The following is a 7,263-nucleotide window of genomic DNA, read 5'->3' as shown; positions in this document are numbered from 1 at the left end:
CGACCTGATCGCCACCAAGAAGAAGGACGGCACCCCGCTCTCGATCAAGTATATCAAGACCGTGCGCGGGCAGTTCTGCGCCTTTATGAACTGGCTCTCGGAGCGTTACGACATAGACAACCCTTTCAAGCGCGTCAAGCTGCCAAAGCAAACGAAGGCGCTGAAAGGCGGCGAGGCGGCGGACAAGCTCAAGCACTGGACCGTCGAAGAGTTTGATCGTTTCATCGCCGTCGTGGAGGATCCGACGTATCACGCCTTCTTCACCCTGCTCTTTTGGTGTGGCTGCCGAAGCGGCGAGGCGTTCGCCCTTGCCCCGAAGGACTACAAAAAGGGCGCGCTCCATATATACAAGACCTACACGAAGAAGACGCTCGACGGCTCAAAGTGGAAGATCACGGCGGCAAAGACCGGGAAGGACTTCACGATCCCACTCACGGATCGCCTCATCAAAGAGCTCGACGCCTATATCACGGACGAGGTGCGCTCCGGGGAGTTCCTTTTCGGCGGATCCCGCCCACTCCCTCCGTCTTCCGTCACGCGCGCCTTCTACCACTATATCGAATTATCGGGCGTCCCGAAGATCACGCTCCACACCCTTCGTCACAGCTTCGTTTCTATGTGCATCCACCACGGAGCGAATTATATGGTGGTCGCCGATTTGATTGGAGACAAGCCCGAACAAATACTCAAAACGTACGGTCACCTATGGGAACAGGACAAGGCGAAGATCGTTTCTCTTTTGAGCTGATTTTTTGTCACAAAAAATTGTCACAAAATAGGTATAAATAGGCATAAACAAGTATAAAAAATCGCCATAAAACAGCAAAAAACCGCCCGAAAAGGCGGTTTTTTTGCTTTGGTGGAGAGAGATGGATTCGAACCATCGAAGTCGGTGACAACAGATTTACAGTCTGCTCCCTTTGGCCACTCGGGAATCTCTCCGGAGCTGGTGATTGGAATCGAACCAACAACCTGCTGATTACAAATCAGCTGCTCTGCCAGTTGAGCTACACCAGCAGGGCTGGTGCCTTGGGGCGGAATCGAACCACCGACACGGGGATTTTCAGTCCCCTGCTCTACCTACTGAGCTACCAAGGCTTATAAAAATGGCGATCCGAAAGGGGCTCGAACCCTTGACCTCCAGCGTGACAGGCTGGCGTTCTAACCAGCTGAACTACAGGACCGCATTATTACCTAATTTAAAGTGGTGGGCCTTCACGGACTCGAACCGCGGACCAATCGGTTATGAGCCGACCGCTCTAACCAACTGAGCTAAAGGCCCCAGTACATGGTCGGGGTGAAGAGATTTGAACTCCCGGCCCCATGGTCCCAAACCACGTGCGCTACCAAGCTGCGCTACACCCCGAAGATTTGCGACTTATTCATAATACAATACGGGCAAGATAATGTCAACGATTTTTTTTGATTTTTTTCATTTTTTTTTACCTCTTTTCGAGAGGATTTTTCCGCGTGTCGGAAAGGGGTAAAAATGAGGAAAAAACCGCGGAAACACTACTCTTTCGCCACCTCCACGTGGAAGACGACGACCCCGTCTTCGTACTCGCGCGTGTCCGAATAAATCTCGTACATCGTTTCGAGAAATTCCATCAAACTCGCGCCGCGGAATCCGAGCGCGGACGGGTCGAACGCGGAATAAACTTCGTCGAACGAAGCGAAGGTGTCGATCGCCGTAACGATCGTTTTCAGGACTTGGGGTTTTTGACTCTCGCGAACGAAATAAATCGCGTCGCCGACTTTGATCTGCTTCCTTTTTTCATCAAGCGTTCGGATTTCGAGCGTCTTGGAATTGCATTTCATCAAATCGAACTGCCGCGGGATCAGATGCATAACGGGAACGATCCCCTTCTTTACTTCGCGCTGCCATTTCTTTTGCTGCGCATAGGCTTGCCGGCGGCGAAGGATCCGCAGATTCGTCAGTTCGTCGCATTTCATCGAGATAAAAGACCCGTTTAGCATTTTTCCGGGCGTGATCCCGAATTTTTCGATCATTTCGGGGTAAGACAATCCCGTTTTTTCCAAGCAATGCTTCAAGAGGTATAAAGCCATTTCCGCGTCGTCGTCCGCTCTGTGATGGGTAAACTGATCGCGCCCGAGCCGAACGGCGACTTTATCGAGCCCGATCCCGTTTTCGACGTTATAGACGGCGGAATAGATCATCTGCGTGCAAATAAAACGCAAGGTAAAAGGCTTTACTTTCGCCCTTTTGCAAGCCTCGTTGAACATAAACATATCGTTATTCGCGGAGTGCGCCATAACGACGGTGTCGGGATCTTCGAGATAAGACGCGAATTCATCACGCATTTCCGCAAAAGTCGGCTTATCCGCGACGTCGTCTTTCGTGATCCCGAACTCGATGGGTTTGCGGAATTTCATTGCAAAACGACAAAGCGGATTGATCAAATAATTGCGTTTGAAAAGGATATTGAAATTCTCGTCCGCAAGGACCATACCAACGCTGAAAACGCTGCCTTTAACGAACGTATTGCATGCTTCGAGATCGACCGATAAGTACTTCATTTGATTCACCGAAAATATTATACCATGTCACATAGCAAAACGGAAGCGTCCGAGCGCGATTTTTTCAAATCGTAAACGGCTCAAAACGGCGTCAAGGCAAATTCGGGACGGTATTGACATAAAATATAAAATAAACTATAATTTAACAAAAATGACGTACTTGATTGTTCTTTTGGTTTTAACGTCCGTGTATACCTTTTATATGGGGTTCACAGACGGGTCGAACGCCATTGCGACGACCGTTGCGACGCGCGCGATCGATCCCCGACTCGCCGTCGTTATCGGCGCGGTCACCCAGACCGCGACCGTTCTTCTTATGTTCGTCATTTCCGCCGATCTTTCCGTCGCGGCGACGGTCGGAAAAGGAATCGTCCGTTCTTCGTTTTTCGGCGGATTGACGCCCGCAAAAGGCTTTATTTATTTGCTTGCCGCCCTGCTTTCCGCGATCGTTTGGAGCGCGATCACTTACGTCTTGAAACAGCCGAACAGCACTTCGCATACGTTGCTCGGCGGGATCATCGGCGCGGGGATCGCGGCGTTCGGTTTTAAGGCGATCTTATGGGCGAACGTCTTTTTCCGCATCATTTTAATGATCTTTCTCGCCCCGCTCGTTTCCGTTTTGATCGGATTTATCATCAACCGATTGCTGAAAAGGATCGCATTACGCGCTCCGGGTGGCGCGGGCAAATTCGTCAAAGTCCTTCAATGGATCCATATGGTGACGATCGCGTCCGCGATTTCCGTAAACGACGCGCAAAAATCCATCGGTATTTATTTTTTGATCGTTTCCCTCGGGATCGCATCGATCCCCGCGACGCCACCCTTTTATTTGATCTGCGTCTTTGCTTTTTCGCTCGGTCTCGGGATGATCTTCGGAGGCTATCGGATCATTTTGACGATCGGCAGAAGGCTGTTCAGAATCAAGCCTTTTATGGCGCTTTCTTCGCAAATTGCGACGAATATCGTAATGTTCGGGTCTTCATTTTTGGGAATTCCGATCAGCACGGGGCAAGTTGTTTCCTCGTCCGTCGTCGGGATCGGGATCTCCGAACGCGCAAACGGCGTTAAATGGATCACGGTTCGCCGAATCGTCCTCGGTTGGATCATTACGATGCCGGCGACCATCCTTTTCGGCGCGATCTTTTATTTCCTGACAAACGTTCTTCTCGGAGGTATTTTATGAAAAAACGCGTTTCTTTCTTTGAACTTTTGCAACAACAATGCGATTTGACCTGCAAAGCGATGGAATCTCTGTACGAGTACTGCCAAACGGGCGACGAACTCATCGCCGATACCGTTATTGCGGTCGAGGACGAAGCCGATATGGTTCGACGCATTTTGATCGAAACCTTAAACAAAACCTACCTTACGCCGATCGATCGCGAAGACCTCTTCCACCTCTCCGGACAGCTCGACGAGATCATCGATTACACGAAGACTTCGGTCGACGAGATCCGTCTTTTTAAACTCAAACCCAATCGCGACGTTTTGAAGATTACCGAGACGTTGGTCGAGATGACGAGCCACGTTCGAAAAGCGATCCAAAATATCGAGCATTACCCGCAAATCGTTAAAGAGGAAGCCTTGAAAGTAAAAGCCTACGAAAACGAAATCGACCGCTTGACGAAAATGGCGTATGCGGATATATTCGAAACGGATGATTTTCACGCGATCTTTAAGTACGCGGAGGTTTACAAGCATTTGAATCACACCGCCGATATCGCGGACAGCGCGATGGATTTCCTGCTCGACATCCTCGTAAAAATGTAATATTTCCCTATTCTTCCGTATAAAACGAATAAAAAAAACCGTCGCGAAATGCGACGGTTTTTAATTATTTTACGGAGTTTATCAGTCCTTGTTTTTATCCAAGAAACCTTTCAAAAGATCGTTGAACACGTTGTTCGAAACGGTTTCGGTGTTGCCGTAATTCGCAACGATATCCTGCTCTTCCTTGGAAACTTCGTCCACCGGGGGCTTCTTGCCTTTGCGCTCGGGAGCGGGACGACCGTTCGAACGAACTCTCTTTTCACCGCCTTCCTTATTATCGGAAGCATCGGCGGGAGCATTGACGTCCTTGATGGAAAGAGCCATACGGTTATCTACGAAGCTGATGACTTTCGCTTCGACTTCGTCGCCGACCTTCAAAACGTCCGCGGGAGAGTTGAGTCTCTTGTCGCTGATGTTGGAGACGTGGACGAGTCCGTCGACGCCCGGCTCGATGCTGATGAACGCGCCGAAGTTAACGATCGTCTGGACTTTGCCCTTTACGATGGAACCGACGGGATATTTCTCCTGCGCGATCTCGTAAGGACGCTTTTGGAGAAGTTTGTAAGACAAGGAAACCTTGTAGTTCTCGGGATCGACTTTGATGATAACGAATTCGTACTCTTTGTTGAGCTCCAAGACTTCGTTGGGCGCTTTGTCCTTCGTCCAAGAAAGCTCACCCTTCGGAGCGAGGCAGTCGAATCCGTAAACGTTTACGAACGCACCGAAATCCGCGAATCTCTTGACGACGCCGGGAACGACGTTATTGACTTCGAAACGATCTCTGTTCGCCTCGAAGATCGCCTTCTTTTCTTCTTCTTCGCGGGCTTTCTTCTCTTGCCATTCTTTTTCGGCTTTTTCGCGCGCCGCTTTCTTATCGGCGATCAAAACTTCCTTATGGGAAGCGACGATTCTGTGGCGCTTGTTGCTTTCTCCCTCTTCACCCTTCTTATCGGGAAGCTTCTTGACGAGAAGTTTCTTGCCGACGTAGGATTGAAGATCCGCATCTTCGACCCTGTGGAGTTCGATGTGGGACGCGGGAATAAAGACGGTGTAAGAACCTTTCTTGCCGAGCAAGCCGCCCTTATCGACCGCTTTATCGATTTTCAATTCGAAAACGCTGTCGAGCAACGCTTTATCCATTTCCTCGATTTCGTCGAATTTGACTTTATCGAGCGCGACGTAATTTTTATCCGTATTCGGCACGACGATCGCGGTAAATTCCATACCGGGCTTATAGTCGTCGGCTTTATACTCGCCGCTCGTCACTCTGTCCGCAGCGATGAATCCGTCCTTCTTTCCGAGAAGGGCACCCGAAACGTAAACGCCCTTTTCATCGCTTCTGATGACGGTGACTTTGACGCGCTTTCCTTCGTGGATATCGTCACGCATCGAATCCAGAACGTCTTTCATCGAAGTGATCTTTTTGGGTTGCTTCTCTTCGGTCGCTGCTACTGCGGCGGAATTGACTTCCGCCTTTTCATTCTCCGTGTTTTGGAGAGTCACTACGTTTTCGCCTTCCATTACTGATAATACCTCCATGATCAACTCTCTCGGAGTTGATGCTCCTGCTGTAACGCCAACCTTTTGTATTTCGGAAAGATCTTTCGCATTCACGCGATCCGCCGACGGGACGAGGAACACTTTTTCGCAGTTCTTCTTGCAAATCTCAAAAAGTTTCGTGGTATTCGAACTGCTTGGGCTTCCGACGACCAATACGGCGTCACACGTGCGTGAGAGAATTTCCGCCTCACGCTGTCGTTCTTTTGTAGTATAACAAATCGTGTCCTTAATGACAAGCGATTTGATCTTCTTTTTCAAATATTCAATTATAATATTCGATATTTTTTCCGAAAAAGTGGTCTGACAAACGAGCGCATACGGCTTTTTTTCGTCAAAAACGGCGTTTTCCGCGCTTTCGAGAGAATCGATCACGATCGCGTTTTCGGCGTAGCCTTTCGTCCCGACGACTTCGGGATGCTTTGGATCGCCGATAATGATGATTCCGTAGCCTTTGTCGGAATAATCGCGGACGAGGTCGTGGATCATTTGGACGTAAGGGCAAGTCGCGTCCACAATCTCCAAGCCGGACCGCGCGATCTTTTCATACAAAGCCTTCGTCACACCGTGCGCACGAATGACGACGGTACCCTCGGAAAGTCCGTCGAGATCTTTTTCGTCGATCACGACGCACCCTTTTTCCGATAATTTCCGAATGATTCGTTCGTTATGAGCAAGATTTCCGAGAAGATAGATCGGCGTTTTTTCCGCGCCGAGCGCGAGCGAGACCGCCCGCTCCACTCCCTTGCAAACGCCCGCGTATTTTGCCAAAACGACGTTCATTTCTTTTTCTTCAACGAATCGACGTACGAGTCGAGTTCGAGGTGAAGCGCTTCCATTTTATCGTGAAGAAAAGCGGCGACTTCGTCTTTTACGTCGTGCATATTTTTTCCGTAAAATTCCGAAAGATCGATCGGATCGCCTACGATCAGATAGTTTCTCTTGAACGCTTTCGATTGATGGTGAAACATCAAAGGAACGATCGGCACTTTCGCTTTCATCGCATAGACGCCCGCTCCCGACTTGAATTCCGCCATTTCGTGCGTTCCCGCGAGATTTCTCGTTCCTTCCGGGAAAATCAAGATCCTTTTTCCGTTTTTAAGCCTGCGAAGGATCTCTTTATGGACGGATACTTCGGGCGTTCCTCGGTTGACGGCGATCGCACCAATCTTCTTTAAGAACCAAGCCGAAAATTTTTTGCGGAAGAGTTCCGCTTTCGCAAGGACGTTGAGATCCTTTTTGATCAGCTTGTTCGCGACGACGACGACGTCGCAGGACGCGTAATGGTTGCAGCAGACGATCGCGCTCTCGTCGGTATACTTTTCTTTATGAATGACGGTCGTCGGATAAATGAGCGAAATGAACGGCTTGAAGAGAAACCTTATAAAACGGTACATA

At 49.5% G+C, this 7,263-nt stretch carries 6 protein-coding genes and 6 tRNA genes; 3 read left to right on the top strand and 9 right to left on the bottom strand.

Going from position 1 to position 7,263, the window contains the following annotated elements:
• The coding region (locus tag K5753_00525; protein MCR4725690.1) for a site-specific integrase at positions 1–748 on the top strand (748 nt) is incomplete at its 5' end.
• Positions 749–857: 109 nt separating this feature from the next.
• On the opposite strand, the gene K5753_00520 is transcribed toward K5753_00525, so the two are convergent.
• The 7 genes from K5753_00520 to K5753_00490 form a co-directional block, all read right to left on the bottom strand.
• Positions 858–942: transfer RNA gene (locus K5753_00520), tRNA-Tyr, on the bottom strand.
• Positions 943–944: 2 nt separating this feature from the next.
• Positions 945–1,017 (bottom strand) — tRNA-Thr (locus tag K5753_00515).
• A gap of 5 nt (positions 1,018–1,022) precedes the next feature.
• Positions 1,023–1,098 (bottom strand) — tRNA-Phe (locus tag K5753_00510).
• A 9-nt stretch (positions 1,099–1,107) separates the two neighbouring features.
• A tRNA-Asp gene (locus tag K5753_00505) sits at positions 1,108–1,184 on the bottom strand.
• A 21-nt stretch (positions 1,185–1,205) separates the two neighbouring features.
• Positions 1,206–1,282 (bottom strand) — tRNA-Ile (locus K5753_00500).
• 7 nt (positions 1,283–1,289) lie between these two features.
• Positions 1,290–1,366 (bottom strand) — tRNA-Pro (locus K5753_00495).
• A 146-nt stretch (positions 1,367–1,512) separates the two neighbouring features.
• Complete coding sequence (locus tag K5753_00490; GenBank protein ID MCR4725689.1) at positions 1,513–2,538, bottom strand: ASCH domain-containing protein; 1,026 nt, start codon at positions 2,536–2,538, stop codon at positions 1,513–1,515.
• Positions 2,539–2,689: 151 nt separating this feature from the next.
• Between K5753_00490 and K5753_00485 the strand changes: the two genes are divergently transcribed.
• Both K5753_00485 and K5753_00480 read left to right on the top strand, forming a co-directional pair.
• Positions 2,690–3,721, top strand: coding sequence for an inorganic phosphate transporter (locus tag K5753_00485; GenBank protein ID MCR4725688.1), 1,032 nt, complete (start codon positions 2,690–2,692; stop codon positions 3,719–3,721).
• A complete protein-coding gene (locus K5753_00480; GenBank protein MCR4725687.1) occupies positions 3,718–4,308 on the top strand; it encodes a DUF47 family protein in 591 nt (196 codons plus the stop codon). The genes K5753_00485 and K5753_00480 overlap by 4 nt, the downstream gene beginning before the upstream one ends.
• 81 nt (positions 4,309–4,389) lie before the next feature.
• On the opposite strand, the gene ispH is transcribed toward K5753_00480, so the two are convergent.
• Together ispH and K5753_00470 are read right to left on the bottom strand one after the other, a co-directional pair.
• Positions 4,390–6,648, bottom strand: a complete 2,259-nt coding sequence (ispH, locus tag K5753_00475; GenBank protein MCR4725686.1) for a 4-hydroxy-3-methylbut-2-enyl diphosphate reductase — start codon at positions 6,646–6,648, stop codon at positions 4,390–4,392.
• Positions 6,645–7,262, bottom strand: a complete 618-nt coding sequence (locus tag K5753_00470) for a 1-acyl-sn-glycerol-3-phosphate acyltransferase (protein ID MCR4725685.1) — start codon at positions 7,260–7,262, stop codon at positions 6,645–6,647. Before K5753_00470 ends, ispH begins: the two co-directional genes overlap by 4 nt.
• Position 7,263: the final 1 nt, after the last annotated feature.

The sequence above is a fragment of the Clostridia bacterium genome, from assembly GCA_024685775.1.
In the GTDB taxonomy this organism is placed as follows: domain Bacteria; phylum Bacillota; class Clostridia; order Christensenellales; family CAG-1252; genus CAG-1252.
The sequence above is the reverse complement of the archived record's forward strand: the minus strand, read 5'-3'. Positions and strand labels throughout refer to the sequence as shown.

Coding starts and splice junctions, on each gene's coding strand:
- K5753_00490 (MCR4725689.1), bottom strand. CDS start 2,538: ATGAAGTACTTATCGGTCGATCTCGAAGCATGCAATACGTTCGTTAAA.
- K5753_00485 (MCR4725688.1), top strand. CDS start 2,690: ATGACGTACTTGATTGTTCTTTTGGTTTTAACGTCCGTGTATACCTTT.
- K5753_00480 (MCR4725687.1), top strand. CDS start 3,718: ATGAAAAAACGCGTTTCTTTCTTTGAACTTTTGCAACAACAATGCGAT.
- K5753_00470 (MCR4725685.1), bottom strand. CDS start 7,262: ATGTACCGTTTTATAAGGTTTCTCTTCAAGCCGTTCATTTCGCTCATT.
- ispH (MCR4725686.1), bottom strand. CDS start 6,648: ATGAACGTCGTTTTGGCAAAATACGCGGGCGTTTGCAAGGGAGTGGAG.